Source organism: Caproicibacter fermentans, assembly GCF_009746625.1.
In the GTDB taxonomy this organism is placed as follows: Bacteria; Bacillota; Clostridia; order Oscillospirales; family Acutalibacteraceae; genus Caproicibacter; species Caproicibacter fermentans.
Map to the genome: position 1 here is coordinate 293,241 of NZ_VWXL01000014.1, position 15,636 is coordinate 308,876.

Here is a 15,636-nt window from a genome sequence, read left to right on the forward strand (position 1 = left end):
GGATTGAGGATACAATGCTGAGCAAAGAGTTCACGATTAACAGTCAGTATGGATTTCACCTCAGACCCGCGCAGGTGATGGTGGAAAAGATGACCCCGTTTGAGAGCGAGGTCAAGATGAAGAAAGAGGACGGGACGGAAGCGGACGCCAAAAGCCTTTTGGGGCTGATGAGCCTTGGCCTGAACGACGGTCAGACTGTCCGGATTGATATAAACGGAAACGACGAGCTTGAAGCGATGGAGGTTGTGGAAGAACTGTTCCGCACGAATTTCGGGGAATAAAGCTAACCGGAGAGTGATGAAATGGCTGAGAAAATTTATCAGGGAATCGGTGTCTCCGACGGAATCCGCAGCGGAATCGCTTTTATTTACCGGCGCGAACCGGAACCCGACACGAACAGGACCGTATCAAAGGAGCAAACGGAGGCGGAAGCCAAACGCCTGGATCATGCCGTCGAACAGGCCGGACAGGAAATCGATCGCCTGATCGCGCGCGCTTCCGAGACGCTTGACAGCGGAGACGCCGCGGTCATCAAGGGCCAGAAAACGTTTCTGGCGGACCCCGCGTATTGCCCGGAAATGAAAAAGCTGATCCTCGGCAGGCAGTATTCGGCGGAAAAGGCGGTTCGCGAGGTCACGGACCGGTATGCCGCCGTTTTTGAGGGAATGAACAACCGCTATATGCAGGAGCGCGCCACGGATGTCCGAGACGCCGGCACACGGCTTCTGAATTATCTTTCAGGAGTGCAATCTTCCGGCCTGTCTAAAATCGATCATCCCGTGATTCTGATTGCGGACGACTTGTCTCCATCCGATACGGTTCAGCTCAACCGGGAAATGATCCTCGCTTTTGCCACGCGGCAAGGAGGGAAAACCTCTCATACATCGGTGTTCGCAAGATCATTGGGTATTCCGGCGGTTGTGGGCGTGCCGGAAATCATGGAGGAAGTGGCGGACGGCGAAACTCTTATTCTCGACGGAAATCGGGGCGTATGCGTTGCTTCCCCTGAGCCTGAGACCAGGAAAGTGTATCTTGCGAAAATGGAAGAAGAACACCGGAAAGCGGAGCTGTTTGGCAGATTCGCGTCTCGGAACGCGCAGACGAAAGACGGAGCGAGAATCATCGCCGCCGCCAATATAGGCTCTGCGGCCGACGCGGAGGATTCGCTGAAAAAGGGAGCGGAAGCCGTCGGGCTCTTTCGCACGGAGCAGGTGTACCTTTCCACAAAATCGCTTCCGGATGAAAACGCACAGTTTGAAGTATACAGAAAAGTGGCGGAATGCTTCGGCTCCAAGGAAGTGATCGTCCGAACCCTGGATGTCGGCGGAGATAAGGAGATCAAATATCTGGGGATCGAAAAAGAAACCAATCCGTTTCTGGGGTATCGTGCGATCCGCTATTGTCTGGATCGGAAAGAAATCTTTCTGACTCAGCTCAGGGCGATTTTACGGGCTTCCGCCTTCGGCAGACTGGCAGTCATGTTCCCGATGATTTCCGGCATGCAGGAGCTGGCCGCAGCCAAAACCATGGTGGAAGAAGCAAAGGAGCAGCTTCGGGGGAAGGGCGAGCCGTTCGATGAATCCATCCGGATCGGAATGATGGTGGAAATACCGTCCGCCGCTCTGATGGCCTCAGCGCTTGCCAAAGAGGCTGATTTTTTCAGCGTCGGGACGAACGACCTGGTTCAGTATACCCTCGCCGTCGACCGCGGCAACGAAAAGGTTTCATATCTCTACGATTATTTCGACCCGGCCGTCATACGGCTGATCCGCTTGACTGCCGACGCAGCGTCCTCTGCAGGAATTCCAATGGGAATGTGCGGGGCAATGGCGGGGGATCCGCTTGCCGTTCCTCTCCTCGTCGGGCTTGGGCTTTCCGAACTCAGCATGGCCGCCGGTTCGCTGGCGCAGACAAAATATATTCTGAGCAGGCTGGATACCGGAAGCTGCCGTGAGCTCGCCGAAAAATCGGACCGTTGCCGGAACGCGACAGAGGTTCGATCTCTTTTACAGGAGTATTTCGAAACGGAGATAAAAGAAATCTAAAGAACAAAAGGGGCGTCTTCTTTTCGGGGAAGACGCCCCTTTTTCAATGTCTGAAAATCATTCGAAGCCGGCATGACGATGTATAAATTCCGTTCAAAGCAGGAAAATAGAAAAGTGGACCGCCAAATCATTTAAAGGATGTTTCAACGTGATCGGAATTCTTGAAGCGTTTCTCCGCTCAGTCGCGGCTTTTTTGCTTTTGATGTTGGTCACAAGGCTGATGGGGAAAAAAGCTATTTCACAGATGACCTTTTTTGATTTCTGCGTTGGAATTACGCTGGGCTCCGTAACAACTGAAATCGGCCTGACCGGAAACGATTCCATGGGCACGGCAATTGTTATGCTGTTTACCCTCGCAGGGCTGACGATTCTGACAGGCTATCTGCATTTAAAAAGCATGAAATTCAGGAAAGCGGTTAATTCCGAACCGCTGGTGCTGATTGAGAACGGCCAAATTGTTGAGCCGAATCTGAAAAAGTCAAGAATCACGCTGAATGATCTTACCTCTCTGCTCAGGGAAAAGAATGCGTTCAATATCGCGGACGTAAATAACGCCGTGCTGGAGAATGACGGGAAGCTGTCGGTTCAGTTAAAGAGCGGAAAAAAGCCGGTGACCCCGTCACAACTGCAGCTGCATCCGCCCGAAAAGGGGCTGACCAGAGACATCGTGATCGACGGAGTCCTGCTGAGTGAAAATCTCGAAGCAACCAATCTTACGAAGGAATGGCTGTACGAGGAATTGAAAAAACAGGGAATCAGCAATTTGGGAGAAGTATTTTTCGCCGCTCTGGATTCTTCCGGAAGTCTGTATGTTTCGAAAGGTATGAAAGGGAAAGAACAGCCGGGGCAGCATGGAATTGAGTAGGGGGGATTTTCATGAGCAACAAAGCCATTACCCGGATTCTCTTTTGGGGAGTCCTTACCATCTTCCTCTTGTATTTCACGATTTTAAATCTGCGCTTCACAGGCAGCCGGTACGCCGAAGTTTTAGACACCGTTTCCAAATCCGCGCAGGGGGAGGACTGGCAGTCCGCCGCCGACGCCTTGAACCGTTTTGAGAACTTCTGGAACGGGGCGGAATACTATGTTCAGTTTAACAACGCGGATCAGAGTTTTTCAACCCTGAATCGCGATGTTGAAAATTTGAAGGCCGCCGTTCTCAGCAGAAAAGCCTATGAGACAGACCTCTATTCAAGAAACATTAAGTCCCTGCTTGACAACTGTACGAAACCTGTCCCCCTGCCATAAGGAGCGCCCATGAGTACTTTGGTTTATGTGATTCGCTGCGTCCTTCAGCTTTTGGTTACCTGGCTCGGCATTCGGATCATCGGGAAAAAGTCCATCGCGCAGATGACCGGGTACGAGCTTTCTGGCATTCTTTTGCTGTCGACGGTGGCGGCGGAGCCTTTGGTTTATAAAATCGCCTCAAATGCCGCAATCGGGGTCGTGACGCTGGCCGTCGCGACACTGCTGATCGGAAAATTATCCCTCAAAGATAAATTCTACAATGTGGATTCCAAACCGAGCATTGTGGTCGCAAATGGCTCCCTGATCAAAAGCGAGCTGAAGAAGAATCAGATGAATGTTCCGTTTCTGCTTTCGCTGTTGAGGCTGAAGGGATACTCCAAACTGTCCGATGTGGAGTTTGCCATCATTGAGCCGAACGGAAATCTGTCTGTCATTCCAAAATCGCAGGAAAGGCCCGTCAAACCGAAGGACATCCGGATTTCAACTCCCTATGAAGGACTTTCGCTGCCCCTGCTCGTCGATGGAAAGGTGATTCAGGAAAATCTCGTCTATGCAAAGCTGGACCGCGGCTGGCTCATGGACCAGCTTGCCTCCGCGGGTTTCCCGGAGGAAAAGGATGTATTGCTGGCAGAGCTGGACAGCCAGGGGAATTTATCCGTCTTCAGAGAGAATGAGAGCGACGATTCCCCGAAAATCGTTTAGAAAGGAATTTGGGAATATGAAAAAATGTATTTTCCCGCCGACCGCGAAAAGAGTGGCTTACCATACTGCAAGTCAGGTCAATCAGGAGATCCGGGCGCAGACCGTCGACGGTCTGAACGCGATTCAGGGGTGCGGCGAGCCCGCCTTTACCGCCAGAATCCGCAAACTGGAGGAAGAGTGGAACACCGAGCGGTTTCTGGAGGCTCATGCGGCCTCCATTGTGCTGATGGCGTCGATCGGCGGTTATCAGAAGAAGAACTGCGCCTGTTTCGCATTGACAGGTTGCGCGGGCTTTTTCCTTCTCATGCACGCGCTTATGGGATGGTGCCCTCCGCTGCCCGTCATCAGGCGGTTTGGAATCAGAACGCCGGAAGAAATCAGCAATGAAAAATTCGCGGTTAAAATGCTGCGCGGGGATTTTTCCGCTCAGCCCGCCAACATGGATGAAATGCTCCAGCTGATGGAAAAAGATTAGGGTTTCCGCCGGGGCATTGATCAAATATATCATAACGGAAAAGAGGTGTTTTTATGGGAATCGTATCGACTGCGACCGACAAGTATCAGAAATGTATCGACCAGTGCAACCGGTGCGCGCAGGCCTGCGAAGAGTGTCTCAAGCTGTGCCTGAACGAACCGGACGTGCAGGCGAGGAAAAACTGCATCGCGACGCTGATTGAATGTGCCAGGTACTGCAGGGACGCCGCCTGCTTTATGTCTTTCGACGCGCAGTACGCGAAGGCTTTCTGCAATCTTTGCGCGACGGTCTGCAACAAATGCTCGGCGGATTGCGCCATGTTTAAAGACGACCACTGCGTCAAATGCGCCGACGAGTGCAAAAGCTGCGCGAACGAATGCTCCGCGATGGCACAGTAATCGGGGGGACCCGACGGCAAGCAAAAAATGAAATAATCAGCCTCTGTTTGAGCCATACTAAAGAAAAACTCGAACAGAGGCGATATTTTTATGGCGGTTGCTCATAAATCCGTGATTTCCTTCGGCCTTGTTGCCATCCCGATTGCCATGTATACGGCGACGCAGGACAACGATATTCATTTTAACCAGCTGCATAAGGAGGACAATTCCCGCATCCGATACAAAAAAACCTGTGCGCACTGCGGAAAGGAGATCGGGCCGGGGGACATTGTCAAGGGCTACGAGTACGACAAGGACCACTATGTGGTCGTGACGGACGAGGAGATCGAAAAAATCAAGACGGAAAAGGAAAAGTCGATTCAGATTCTTCACTTTGCACAGCTGAACCAGATTTCTCCCGTTTATTACGATAAAACCTATCAGATTATCCCGCAGCCGGGCGGCGAAAAGGCGTTCGAGCTGCTTCGCCGGGCGCTGATGGACGAGCAGAAAATCGCGATTGGAAAAGCCGTTTTCGGCACGCGGGACACGCTGATGGCAATGATCCCGCGGGAGGACGGGATGCTGATTTCAACCATGTTTTATGAGGATGAGGTCAAAGCGCTGTCGAAAAGCTACAATCGCCCTCAGGTGGCGGAGCAGGAGCTGAAAATGGCGCAGGCCCTGATCGATACCATGGACACGCCCTTTCAGCCGTCGGAGTATCACGACGAATATCAGGTCAAGCTGAAGGAGCTGATCGAAAAAAAGATCGGCGGGCAGGAGATCGTCGCCGCCAAAGAGGAAAAGGAGGGCGGCAATGTCATCGATCTGATGGAGGCGCTGAAAGCCAGCCTGGACCAGAACAAGGATAAGGCGGCGCCAAAAGGCAGGAAAAACTCCAAAAAGGAAAAAGGCGCGTAAAATGCGGCTCCTTTGCGGCAAAAACAGGAAAAGTTATTGAAATTGGAATGGAAAAAGAATATAATGATGCTGGAAAATGTTTCAATCATCCGACTACCGTTTTTTACCGGCGGGCCAATTTGATATTGAGCCCCTGACCGAACCAAGGAATGGAGGCATTTTTATGAATCAGGAACAAATGGAACGCATGGAACACGGAAAGGGTTTTATCGCCGCGCTGGACCAGAGCGGCGGAAGCACGCCGAAGGCGCTTCTGGCTTACGGCATCGGGGCGGACGCGTATTCGAACGATGAGGAAATGTTTCGTCTGGTGCATGAAATGAGGACCCGAATCGTTAAAAGCCCCGCGTTTTGTTCGGACTATATTCTGGGAGCCATTCTGTTTGAAAATACGATGGAACGTAAAATCGACGGTTCCTATACCGCTGACTACCTCTGGAACAGCAAGGGGATCGTACCGTTTTTGAAGGTGGACAAGGGACTTGCGCAGAAGGAAAACGGCGTTCAACTGATGAAGCCGATGCCCGGCCTGGACCAGCTGCTGCAAAAAGCCGTTCAAAAGAACATATTCGGCACAAAAATGCGCTCGGTGATCTGGCTTGCGGACAAAGAAGGAATCCGCGCCGTGGTGGAGCAGCAGTTTACCCTTGCGCGGCGGATCGCGGCGGCGGGCCTGGTTCCGATTGTCGAACCGGAGGTCGATATTCACAGCGGGGAAAAAGAAGAAGCGGAGAAGCTTTTGAAGGATGAAATTAAGAAACAGCTTTTCCGGCTTTCGCCGGATACCCGCGTGATGCTGAAGCTGTCCATCCCGACGAAGGACGACTTTTACCTTGATTTGATGGAAGATCCGCATGTGGTTCGCGTGGTCGCGCTGTCCGGCGGTTATTCGCAGGAAGAAGCGGATGAAAAACTGGCGCGCAACCACGGCCTGATCGCAAGCTTTTCGCGCGCGCTCGCGCAGGGGCTTTCGGCGGGGCAGTCGGACAAAGAATTCGACCAGACGCTCTCCGAATCCGTCCGCGCGATCTATCGGGCGTCCGTCACCTGAACTTGCCTCACGCGTGAAAAAGGCAGGAGTCCGCGCAGTTTGCGCGGGCTCCTGCTTTTTCGGTTATTTTGCGTTTATTCCTGCTTGATCGCGGTCAGCGCGCTGATTTTCATTGCGCGGTTCGCGGGCAGAATGCCCGAAATGAGGCCGACCATTGTGGAAAAAACAAGGGAAGCGAACACCAGCCAGAGCGGTATGATCGAAATATTGCCGCCCATGCCGAAAATACCTCCCTCCTGCCCGGACGTTGCCGCTTTTGCCGCCAAAGAGTTTAAAAGCGCCGAAATACCATAGCTGATTCCGATTCCCGCCGCGCCGCCGAGAAAACCGATGGTTCCCGCTTCCACCAGAAACATGGCGCGGATATTCCACACGATGCAGCCCAGAACTTTCATAATTCCGATTTCACGCGTGCGTTCGTAAATCGACATGACCATGGTATTGGTGATGCCGAGCGCCGCGACCAAGAGGGAAATGGCTCCCAGTCCGCCCAGTATCATCTGAATGGTGCGCAGCTGTTTTTCCATTGCGTCGCGCTGGCTTTCCATGCTGTAGGACTGGTACCCCAGGTCCGTAATCTGCTGCACGGCGTCCGGCACGGCTTCGATGGAGTCCATTTTGATGACGATCTGGCTGTAGGAATCCTGGGACTCGCTGCTTTTCACGTTGTTCAGTTTGTTGTATTTTGCCTTGAGCTCCTTGGCGTAGTCAATATCCATAAAGATGCAGTCGCTCGGGTTCGGGTTTTTGCTGTAATCCTGTGCCAGAACGCCGAGCACATTGAGTTTGACGTCTTTTTTTCTCGCCGTGGAATCCTCCGGAAGATTGACGCTGAGCGTGAATTTATCCTTTTCCAAATCCACGAACGGTTTCGGCATGTTTCCGTTTTTGTCCGGCGTGCGGTCCATCATGCCGTCATTTTGCCGTTTGGGGTCCATAAAATCGTATCCGGATTCGCTGCCGAACAGAATGTCCGTCTTTTTAAAGTCGGAGCCGGGCAGATTTCCGCTTTCCGCCTGAAAACCGAACGTTTTCAGCGTGTCCATCGCAACGCCGTAGACCATCGCGCTGAACTGATATTTCCGGCAGCTGACGGTTACGCAGGACGGGTCCAGATAATAGACCGGCGTGATCGCGGTCACATTCGGAAGCTTCTGCATGTTTTTCAGCGCTTTGTCGTCCAGATTGCCGGACCCCCTGGAACCTCCGCCGCCGTAAACGGTGACGACGGTCAGGTCGCCCATGCTTTTCATCATGTCCTCCATGCTCTGCCGCATCCCGAATCCGAGCGAAAGCATGACGATGATGGCGCAGGTGCCGATGACGACGCCCATGACGGTCAGCACCGTGCGGACGCGGCGGTGAAACAGGTTGGAAAGGGACATTGCAATCATGTCGCGGAACTTCATGTCATATTCCCCCGCCGGGCGTGTCGTCGTAATCTTCCGCTTCTTCCAGCAGACGCATTTTTTTGGCTTTCCGCTTTTTCAGGAAAAATACGATGCCCGCGGCGACGACCGCCGCGCCGGCCGCAATGCCGGCCCACAGTTTCCAGCCCGGTCCGGTTTTTTCCGGATTCGCCCCCGGCGTGCCGTCCGGGTTGAGGCCGTCCGCCCCGCCCATCGTCGGCGCCTCCGCGGCCTGAACGTCGCAGGAAAAATCCTTGGCAACCGTCAGAACCTTTCCGGAGGCGTCCTCATAACTGAACGTGGCCGTTCCGGATAAAGAGCCTTCCTTCTGCGGCGTCAGGTTCGCCTGAAAGGAATCGCTTGCGCCGGAATCCAGATTGCCGATGTACTGGCTGCTTTCTTCCGTGTCGAAATTCCCTTTCAATTCGACGGATACGTTGTAGACCTTGCTTTTCCCCTTGTTGACGTAATCGATGCTGATCTGCCCGGCTTCGCCCATATAAAACGGATTGCTCAGAACGGGGTCGCCGACTTCAAAGCGGATGGGCTGCGCGAGCGGAATGGTAATGGTCTCCTCGGAGGTCAGGGTTTGCCGTTTCCCGTCGACCACCGCGTCGTAGCTGAAATTGACGATCACCCCGTAGGAATTCGGGGCGGCGTCGGCTTTCGGCAGCAGCGCGATTTCTTTTTTTACGCTGGCGTTCGAGCCGAGGGAGGGAATAAAGAACGTATTTGACGACTGCGACGGCGTAAAGACGCTCCCGACGGTCGTCGCTTTATCGGAATCCGAATCCCCCGTGTCGGAGCCGACGGTCATCTTGCAGTTGTCGATGGGGACGGAGCCGGTGTTCCGCACGTTCATGACCAGGCTGAATTCCTGCCCGCCGGTCACGGCTTGCCCGCCGAAATCGTAGCTTTCGATGATCAGCTGCGGCTTGCTGTCGCCGACCTCGCCGGTGTCGTCCTTCCCGGCCTTGGTGCCCGTGATCGGGAGATAGATTTTGGAGGAGGCCGCGGTCACGTCGTCTGCGGAAAGCGAGACGGCCACGGGGTAGCTCCCGGTCGTCATTTTGGAAAGGCACTTGAGCGGATAGGTGACGGTCGTCGTCGCACCGGCGTTCAGGTTCCCGAGCGTTTTGGTGTCGGTTTCGCCGCTGATGCTGACGCCCTCCGCGCCGGAGAGGTCCAGAACGGAAACCGCATGGGTGCAGGCCAGGCTGCTCGAGTTTTTCACGGTCAGGGTGAGGCTGAATTTTTCGCCCTCCTTCACCGGCGTGTGGTCCAGCTTGTAGGAGCTGACCGTCAGGCGCCCGTCGTTTTCCGTTTCCGAACTGGAGTCCAGCTTACTGAATACCAGGTATTCGGCGGTGAATTTTAAGTCGTGGTAGTCTTTTGACTGGGCAATCACTTTGTTATCTTCTTCGTATTTACTATAATACGTAATGGTAAATTTCAAAACGCCATAACCGCTTCCGATTCGCTTTAAATCTTTTTGTTGCATATGTAAATCATATGATAGTACAATATTATTGCTTTCTCCAGGGTCTGTTGAGAGATTTTCCGCAAAATATGTTTTATGACTGACCGAAATAGAATTACTTGCTTCCGACACATCTATTTTTATACAGTCAAATTCGTCGGAATTAGTATCATAATCAAAATTTTCTACGTTTTGCGAGAATGTTAAGTCAACCCCAAACGGGCTGCCGACTCCCGGCGCAGCCGGCGTCACCGTCGCGGAAGAAACACGCGGGTCCGGTACTTTATCCGCCGTTGTGACTGCGGCTGTCGGCGCCGGTGTCACTAGCACAGCCGAAAGCGACAGCGCCGCAGACAGCAGCAGCGCCGCCGCCCTTCCTTTTTTCTTTCTCATGATTCAGGTTCCTCCTTTTTCCCCGCTGCTGCGGGATTGCTTTCGTCCGAGACCTTGCATCCGTCGTGGATGGTGATGATGCGCTCGGCGTATTTTGCAATTTCCGGGTCGTGCGTCACGATGATCAGGGTTTCGCCGTATTTCCGTGCCATCGCGACCATCAGGTCCATGACCTCCTGCCCGGTTTTGCTGTCCAGATTCCCGGTCGGCTCGTCGGCGAAAATCAGCTTCGGTCTTGCGACAAAGGCGCGCGCGATGCCCACGCGCTGCTGTTGGCCGCCGCTCATCTGGGTCGGCCGGTGAAGCAGCCGGTCCCCGAGCCGCACCGCGCGAAGCATTTTGACCGCCTTCCCGGTTCTGAGCTCTTTTGCGACCCCTCGGAACGCGAGGGGCAGCGCGACGTTTTCAACGGCGGTCATGGTCGGCAGCAGATTGTAGGACTGAAAAATAAAGCCGATGTTTTTCTGGCGGAACAGAGCCCACTGCTTTTCAGAGTACTTGGTAACGTCCGTGCCGCCGATGATCACGCTGCCGCGCGACGGCCGTTCCAGACCGGCCATGACGTTCAGCAGCGTGGATTTTCCGGAACCGGAGGTCCCCAGAATACAGCAGATTTCCCCCTGCGCGACGCTTAAACTGATTCGGCCCAGCGCGACGACTTTTTCCGTGCCGATATGATACACCTTCCGGATGTCGCGGATGCTGATCATGTCCATAGAATTCCCCCTTCGGACCGAGTCCGCATTTCTCCCAAAATATAACAATTCTCATTGTATTCTAATTCTTTATATTTTTCAATAAACAAAGTTGTAACAATCTTTTTCCGGCCGGATCGGTCTGAACCAAAGCAGGAATTTTCGGCATATCTGCTAAAAGCGAACAAAAAGGGAATTATATCAGGGAAGCAAGGAAAGAGGGCGATTCCGATGACATTTGACGAGTTGTACAAAAGGCTGGTCAGGGCCTCCGTTCAGGACAGGCTGCCGGAGGAGCTGGAGCAGGTTCGGCGGGAAAAATACGATCCGCACCAGCTGGACTGCCTGTTGAACCCGGAGCGTCATCCGCCGGTGATCCGCATCGGGGACTGCGCCTGCTCGGAAAACGACCGCGCGGCCTGTGCGGGAAAATGCCTGTTCGATGCGCTGTACCGGGACGAGAAGGGGAACCTGACGGTAAACAAAGAGCTTTGCGTTGGATGCGAGGATTGCGTGGAAGCCTGCAAGGCGCATAAGCTGACGGAAAGCCGCGATATTCTGCCCGCTCTGGAAGCAATTCATCACTCCGGCGCGCCGGTCTACGCGATGATTGCCCCGGCGTTTATCAACCAGTTCAGCGGCAGGGTCACGCCGGGCAAGCTTCGCACGGCCTTTAAGCGCATCGGTTTCGCCGGGATGGTGGAGGTCGCGCTGTTTGCGGATATCCTGACGCTCAAGGAGGCGCTCGAATTCGACCGCAATATTCTGAAAGAAGAGGATTATCAGCTGACCAGCTGCTGCTGCCCCATGTGGATCGCGATGATCCGCCGGGTCTATCACGAGCTGATTCCGCATGTTCCGGGGTCCGTTTCCCCCATGGTCGCCTGCGGCCGGTCGATCAAAGCGCTGTATCCGCAGGCGCTGACCGTCTTTATCGGCCCGTGCCTCGCCAAAAAGGCCGAGGCGCGCGAAAAGGATGTGGCGGATTCGACCGACCATGTTCTCACTTTTCAGGAGATGCGGGACATCTTCGATTTTGCCGGAATCGACCCCGCGGAAATGCCGGAGGACGAGCGCGACCACTCTTCCCGGGCGGGTAGGATTTACGCGAGCACGGGCGGCGTGAGCGAGGCGGTTCAGAAGACCGTGAAGCGGCTGAACCCCGACCGGAAAATCACGGTGCGCGCCGCGCAGGCGGACGGAGTGCCGGGCTGCAAAAAAATGCTCGGCGACGTTCTGGAAGGAAAAATCACGGCGAATTTCATCGAGGGCATGGGGTGCGTCGGCGGATGCGTCGGCGGGCCGAAGGCACTGATTCCGGCGGAGGAGGGACGCAGGAACGTCTACCGCTATGGGGACGAGGCGTCGTACCCGACGCCGATCGACAATCCCTTTGTCATCGAACTGCTGCACCGGCTTGGATTCGACACGGTGGAGAGCCTTTTGGAGCACAGCGATATTTTCACGCGCGATTTCTAGCAAAAAAAACAGGAAGTTTGCTTTCTGCTCAAACTTCCTGTATATTGATACTTGGTTATTACTGATTGTTTATGAAATCACGGTCAGATCCTTCGTGTAACGGTTCAAAACCTCGCAGCCGGAGTCCGTCACAAGCACAAGGTCTTCGATTCGCACGCCGAATTCGCCCGGCAGATAAGCGCCCGGTTCGACGGAAAACACCATGCCAGGCCGGGCGATCACCCCGCAGGAGGGGCCGTTGTCCGGCGACTCGTGGCAGTCGAGCCCGCAGCCGTGGCCAAGTCGGTGCGTGAAGTATTTCCCGTAACCCGCCTGTTCCAGCACACTCCGCGCCGCGCGGTCGATTTCGCTCATCGGCACGCCGGGGCGGATGAAAGTTTCCGCCGCCAGGTTTGCGCGTTTCACCGCGTCGTAAACTTCCCGCTGCCGCGCTCCCGCGCTGCGGAAAAAGACGGTTCGCGTCATGTCGCACCAGTAGCGGCGAATCGGGTTGAACAGGTCGAGAACAACGCAGTCGCCGTCTTTTAAGACGGTGTCGGACGGTTCGTGATGCGGATCGGCCGCGTTTGCGCCGAACGAGGCGATTTCAATTTCGGGGGAGTGGTCGCCGCCGTTTTGGGCGTACAGATTCTGAACGGCGAGCGCAATTTCGTTTTCCCGGGCGCCTTCGCGCACCATGCCGACCGCCGCGGCCATGACACGGTCGTTGATCCGGGATGCGTGACGCATCGCCTCGATTTCTTCCTCGTCCTTTCGCATGCGGGCAAGGTCGACCGGCGCGGAGCCTTCGACGGGCGTCAGATCGCTTCTGCTTTGCAGAAGGCCGATCAGAAATCCGGCTTTCCATGTTTTGTCGATTCCGATTTTACCGGGCCGCAATGCGGCGGACAGGCCGGCCACCGGATTTTCGCCGTCCTTGTGCAGAATCAGTTCCAGCCCTTCCTGGGGCCGCAGGCAGAACAATTCGTTTCCGAACAGCTTTGCGGTGCCGTCGTCGCGCAGGTACAGCGCGAACATGCGCTCAAACGGCTCCACCCAGATTCCGGTCAGGTAATAAACGGACGGGGCGGCCGTTACCAGAATCTGGCTCAATCCTTCTTTTTGCATCTGATCAATGACTTTTTTCAGTCGTTTTCGGTTCATTTGTTTTCTGCTTCCTTCCAGCTTGTGTAAAATTATTTTACCGTTTTCCGGCCCTGTTTTCAAGTTGGAATTTTGAGGATACGAAGGCTTTTGTGACAAAATCTGTGAAGAAAACCGAAAACGGACCGACTCTGTGCATATAGGATTCCTTTCCGATCTATGCTATAATAAAGGGAAATAAAAAATAATATTGAGATTAAGGAAGCAACATGCAGTTTAAAGAATTGAATTTATTACCAGAAATTTTACGCGCGGTGGAAGAAATGGGATATACCTCCGCAACAGACATTCAGTCGGGATCGATTCCCCTGATTCTGGAGGGCAGGGACCTTATCGGGCGTTCCAGCACGGGAACGGGAAAAACCGCCGCGTTCGGCATTCCGGTCGTCCAGATGACGGCGCTCGGCGACGGCTCCAGAGGGCAGGCGCTGATTCTGAGCCCGACGCGGGAACTTGCCATGCAGATCAGCGACGAAATACACAAATATTCAAAATATCTCAGCCGGATTGGAATCTCCACGGTATGCGGCGGGCAGTCGATGCCGGGGCAGATCCACCAGCTTAAAACCGCGCAGATCGTCATCGGCACGCCGGGGCGCGTCATGGATCATTTGCGCCGCAGAACGCTGACGCTCGATAATTTGCGGACGGTAGTCCTCGACGAAGCGGACGAAATGCTGAACATGGGCTTTTTGGAGGATATTCAGACCATCCTGAAGCAGGCGCCGGAAAAAAGGCAGACCGTGCTGTTCAGCGCGACGATTCCGCCGGCGATTATGGCGATCACAAAGGATTTCCAGACCGACCCCGCCATGGTAGCGGTGGACGGAGGCCAGAAGACCGTTGACGGCATTTCGCAGTTTTATTACCGCGTGCCGCAGAAAGACAAAGTGAATGCGCTCAAGCTTCTTCTGGAATATCACCGCCCGAAGCGCGCGCTGATTTTCTGCAACACGAAAAAAATGGTAGAGGAGCTTTGCACCGACCTGAACGACAGCGGATTTCAGGCGGCAGCCCTGCACGGCGACATGAAGCAAAGCCAGCGCACGCAGGTTATGAACGATTTTAAACACGGCCGCAGCAGCCTGCTGATTGCGACCGACGTTGCAGCGCGCGGCATCGACGTTGAGGATATCGACGCGGTTTTCAATTTTGATATTCCGCAGGAAAACGAGTATTATATCCACCGGATCGGTCGGACCGGGCGTGCGGGCCGGACGGGTTCATCCCACACGCTCGCGGCGAACAGGAGCCAGATGGAGCGGATGCGGTCGCTGGAACGGTTTATGAATGCAAAAATCAGCGAGGCCGCGGTTCCGGATCTTGAAGAGATCCATGAGCGGCGTCTGAAGAAATTCCTGGGGAATTTAAAGGAGCTTGCGGATGAAAACAGCGGCGAAACGTGGATTCCCTACTTGAAATCGCTGGAAGAGCAGGGATATTCTCCGCTGCGGGTGGCTGCCGCGCTGTGCACGCTGACCGCCGGAAAAAACCGCAGGCTTGATTCTGTCCGCAATATCCGCCGGGTGCAGCCGGAACCGGAGAAAACCGGGACGATGCGGGTTCATGCGGACATCGGAACCAACGACAAAATCAGGCCCGAAATTCTGATTGCGGAAATCGCCGCCGCCACGGGGCTCCCGGTCGGCGCGATCGGAAAAATCAATATTTACCGGGAATATGCCACGATTGAGCTTTCCGAGAAAGACGCCGCTTTGGTTGCCCGAAAAATGTCCGCGTGGAAGTTCCGCCAGCGCACGGTTCATTTTACCGTTTCCGGAAAGACCGGGCAGCAGGAGCGCCGGCAGGGAACCCCAAAAAAGAGCTGGCGAGGGCAAGGCAAAGGGGGAGCGCCCTACCGGGGCCGCAGAACCGCAGGAAAAAAATAGAGCTGTAAAAATCAAGAAAAGCCGCGCGGCTGCAATTTATCCGCGCGGCTTTTTTACATTTTGTGTTCCTGCCAGTGCTCTGCTTCAATGGAGCATCCGCATTCGCCCAGCTTGTTGCGAAGGCGGTCCGGTCCGGTGCCGGTCGTATCGTAATCGACGGCGACCCTGTCGCGGTCTCTGCTGATGCTTACGGAGATCACTCCGGGAATCGAATCGAGATTGCGCTTGATTTCTTCACAATTTCTCTGATCTTCCGGATGCTTCAAGCTGAAATAAACGCTTGCTTTTGAGATAAAAATCACCTCCCCGCTTAGTATGTGCTGCGG

The 15,636-nt window shown here is 54.4% G+C and carries 16 protein-coding genes; 11 read left to right on the forward strand and 5 right to left on the reverse strand.

Annotation, left to right across the window (positions count from 1 at the left end):
* Positions 1-14 precede the first annotated feature (14 nt).
* The 9 genes from CAFE_RS03285 to CAFE_RS03325 all read left to right on the forward strand — a co-directional run bounded on the left by CAFE_RS03285 (position 15) and on the right by CAFE_RS03325 (position 6,822).
* Positions 15-281, forward strand: a complete 267-nt coding sequence (locus CAFE_RS03285; protein WP_156989767.1) for an HPr family phosphocarrier protein — start codon at positions 15-17, stop codon at positions 279-281.
* A 21-nt stretch (positions 282-302) separates the two neighbouring features.
* The gene (gene ptsP, locus CAFE_RS03290) at positions 303-2,045 is read left to right on the forward strand and encodes a phosphoenolpyruvate--protein phosphotransferase (protein WP_156989768.1); all 1,743 of its coding nucleotides are present in this window, start codon (positions 303-305) and stop codon (positions 2,043-2,045) included.
* 148 nt (positions 2,046-2,193) lie between these two features.
* Entirely contained in the window at positions 2,194-2,910 is a 717-nt protein-coding gene (locus tag CAFE_RS03295) for a DUF421 domain-containing protein (protein ID WP_156989769.1), read from the forward strand.
* An 11-nt stretch (positions 2,911-2,921) separates the two neighbouring features.
* A complete protein-coding gene (locus CAFE_RS03300; RefSeq protein WP_156989770.1) occupies positions 2,922-3,293 on the forward strand; it encodes a DUF4363 family protein in 372 nt (123 codons plus the stop codon).
* 9 nt (positions 3,294-3,302) lie between these two features.
* The gene (locus tag CAFE_RS03305; RefSeq protein WP_066649317.1) at positions 3,303-3,995 is read left to right on the forward strand and encodes a DUF421 domain-containing protein; all 693 of its coding nucleotides are present in this window, start codon (positions 3,303-3,305) and stop codon (positions 3,993-3,995) included.
* A 16-nt stretch (positions 3,996-4,011) separates the two neighbouring features.
* Entirely contained in the window at positions 4,012-4,470 is a 459-nt protein-coding gene (locus tag CAFE_RS03310; protein ID WP_066649315.1) for a YgaP family membrane protein, read from the forward strand.
* Between the two features lie 53 nt (positions 4,471-4,523).
* Entirely contained in the window at positions 4,524-4,868 is a 345-nt protein-coding gene (locus CAFE_RS03315; protein WP_066649311.1) for a four-helix bundle copper-binding protein, read from the forward strand.
* Between the two features lie 90 nt (positions 4,869-4,958).
* On the forward strand, positions 4,959-5,771 hold the full coding sequence (gene ku / locus CAFE_RS03320) for a non-homologous end joining protein Ku (RefSeq protein WP_156989771.1): 813 nt from the start codon (positions 4,959-4,961) through the stop codon (positions 5,769-5,771).
* 163 nt (positions 5,772-5,934) lie between these two features.
* Positions 5,935-6,822, forward strand: coding sequence for a fructose bisphosphate aldolase (locus CAFE_RS03325; protein WP_066649305.1), 888 nt, complete (start codon positions 5,935-5,937; stop codon positions 6,820-6,822).
* 74 nt (positions 6,823-6,896) lie between these two features.
* Here CAFE_RS03325 and CAFE_RS03330 read toward each other — a convergent pair whose 3' ends face one another.
* From CAFE_RS03330 to CAFE_RS03340, 3 genes are read right to left on the reverse strand one after another with little or no spacing between them, the layout of a single operon-like run.
* Complete coding sequence (locus CAFE_RS03330) at positions 6,897-8,231, reverse strand: ABC transporter permease (protein ID WP_066649302.1); 1,335 nt, start codon at positions 8,229-8,231, stop codon at positions 6,897-6,899.
* Between the two features lies 1 nt (position 8,232).
* Positions 8,233-10,104, reverse strand: a complete 1,872-nt coding sequence (locus CAFE_RS03335) for a COG1361 S-layer family protein (RefSeq protein WP_066649299.1) — start codon at positions 10,102-10,104, stop codon at positions 8,233-8,235.
* The gene (locus CAFE_RS03340) at positions 10,101-10,820 is read right to left on the reverse strand and encodes an ABC transporter ATP-binding protein (protein WP_066649296.1); all 720 of its coding nucleotides are present in this window, start codon (positions 10,818-10,820) and stop codon (positions 10,101-10,103) included. The genes CAFE_RS03335 and CAFE_RS03340 overlap by 4 nt, the downstream gene beginning before the upstream one ends.
* A 210-nt stretch (positions 10,821-11,030) precedes the next feature.
* On the opposite strand from CAFE_RS03340, the gene CAFE_RS03345 reads away from it, so the two are divergent.
* Positions 11,031-12,278: a [Fe-Fe] hydrogenase large subunit C-terminal domain-containing protein gene (locus CAFE_RS03345; protein ID WP_066649293.1), complete on the forward strand. Its 1,248-nt coding sequence runs from the start codon at positions 11,031-11,033 to the stop codon at positions 12,276-12,278.
* A gap of 69 nt (positions 12,279-12,347) precedes the next feature.
* Here CAFE_RS03345 and CAFE_RS03350 read toward each other — a convergent pair whose 3' ends face one another.
* Positions 12,348-13,421, reverse strand: coding sequence for a M24 family metallopeptidase (locus tag CAFE_RS03350; RefSeq protein WP_156989772.1), 1,074 nt, complete (start codon positions 13,419-13,421; stop codon positions 12,348-12,350).
* Positions 13,422-13,630: 209 nt separating this feature from the next.
* Between CAFE_RS03350 and CAFE_RS03355 the strand changes: the two genes are divergently transcribed.
* Positions 13,631-15,310, forward strand: coding sequence for a DEAD/DEAH box helicase (locus CAFE_RS03355; RefSeq protein ID WP_156989773.1), 1,680 nt, complete (start codon positions 13,631-13,633; stop codon positions 15,308-15,310).
* A 53-nt stretch (positions 15,311-15,363) separates the two neighbouring features.
* Here CAFE_RS03355 and CAFE_RS03360 read toward each other — a convergent pair whose 3' ends face one another.
* Complete coding sequence (locus tag CAFE_RS03360; RefSeq protein ID WP_166525051.1) at positions 15,364-15,612, reverse strand: heavy-metal-associated domain-containing protein; 249 nt, start codon at positions 15,610-15,612, stop codon at positions 15,364-15,366.
* Between the last annotated feature and the right edge of the window lie 24 nt (positions 15,613-15,636).